Raw genomic sequence first — 1,503 nt, forward strand, 5'->3', positions numbered from 1 at the left:
TGGTTCAGTTGTCGCGGAGTTCGCGGACGGCTTGTTCGACGCGCTTGCCGTAGTCGGGGTCGGCGGCGTGGAAGTGGGCGAGGTTCTTTTCGATCACGTCGTCGCGGGAGACCTGGGCGAGGCCGCCGGCGATGTTGGCGGTCAGGCGGTGCTTTTCGTCCTCGCTCATCAGCCGGTACAGCTCGCCGGCCTGGTAGAAGTCGTCGTCCTTGGTGTGTTCGGGGGCGGGGTGGGTGCCGGTGTGGCCGGTGACGGTGAGGGGGGCGGACAGCGGTTGGCCGGTCTGGACGGGTCCGTCGTAGGAGTTGGGTTCGTAGTTCTTGGCTCGTCCGGCCTTGTTCAGGGCCATGAGGCCGTCGCGGCCGTAGTTGTGCACGTCGGTGGCCTTGGGGGCGTTGACGGGCAGGTGGGTGTGGTTGACGCCGAGGCGGTAGCGGTGGGCGTCGGCGTAGGCGAACAGCCGGCCTTGGAGCATCTTGTCGGGGGAGGGGCCGATGCCGGGGACGAAGTTGTTGGGGGAGAAGGCGGCCTGTTCGACCTCGGCGAAGACGTTGTCGGGGTTGCGGTCCAGTACCAGGCGGCCCACGCGTTGCAGCGGGTAGTCGGTGTGCGGCCAGACCTTGGTCAGGTCGAAGGGGTTGAACCGGTATCCGTCGGCGTCGGCGGCGGGCATGATCTGCACGTACAGCGTCCAGGAGGGGTGCACGCCGCGTTCGATCGCCTGCAGTAGGTCGGTCTGGTGGCTGTTGGGGTCGGTGCCCGCGAGCTGCGCGGCCTGCTCGCTGGACAGGCAGCGGATGCCCTGGTTGGTCTTGAAGTGGTACTTGACGAAGAATGCCTGGCCTGCGGTGTTGGTCCACTGGTAGGTGTGGGAGCCGTAGCCGTTCATGTGCCGGTAGGAGGCCGGGATGCCGCGGTCGCCCATCAGCCAGGTCACCTGGTGGGTGGCCTCGGGGGTGTGTGCCCAAAAGTCCCATACGTTGTCCGGCTCCTGCTTGCCGGTGAACGGGTCGCGCTTTTGGGAGTGGATGAAGTCGGGGAACTTGATCGGGTCCTTGATGAAGAACACCGGGGTGTTGTTGCCGACCAGGTCGTAGTTGCCCTCGCTGGTGTAGAACTTCACCGCGAACCCGCGCGGGTCGCGCACCGCATCGGCACCGCCGAGGCTGTCGGCCACGGTGGAGAACCGCGCGAACACCTCGGTGCGCTTGCCGATGGTGTCCAAGAAGGCGGCCCGGGTGTAGCCGGTGACGTCGTCGGTGACCTCGAAGTGGCCGTAGGCGCCCGAGCCACGGGCGTGCACCACACGCTCCGGGATCCGCTCACGGTTGAACCGGGCCAGCTTCTCCAGCAGATGCTGGTCCTGCAACAACAGCGGCCCACCGACACCAGCGGCAGCGGAGTTCTGATTGTCGGCGACAGGCGCGCCCGACTCGGTCGTCAGCGTGTGCTTGGGCATTGCGACCTTCCGTATGGGAGGTGAAAGCGAAGTTCCGTATCGCG

General features: G+C 66.6%; 1 protein-coding gene. It reads right to left on the minus strand.

Features of this window, described 5'->3' with window-relative positions; all coding sequences use genetic code 11:
- Positions 1-4 precede the first annotated feature (4 nt).
- Complete coding sequence (locus tag NGB36_RS32995; protein WP_255924342.1) at positions 5-1,459, minus strand: catalase; 1,455 nt, start codon at positions 1,457-1,459, stop codon at positions 5-7.
- Positions 1,460-1,503: the final 44 nt, after the last annotated feature.

The organism is Streptomyces humicola (genome assembly GCF_024436035.1).
Classification (GTDB): domain Bacteria; phylum Actinomycetota; class Actinomycetes; order Streptomycetales; family Streptomycetaceae; genus Streptantibioticus_B; species Streptantibioticus_B humicola.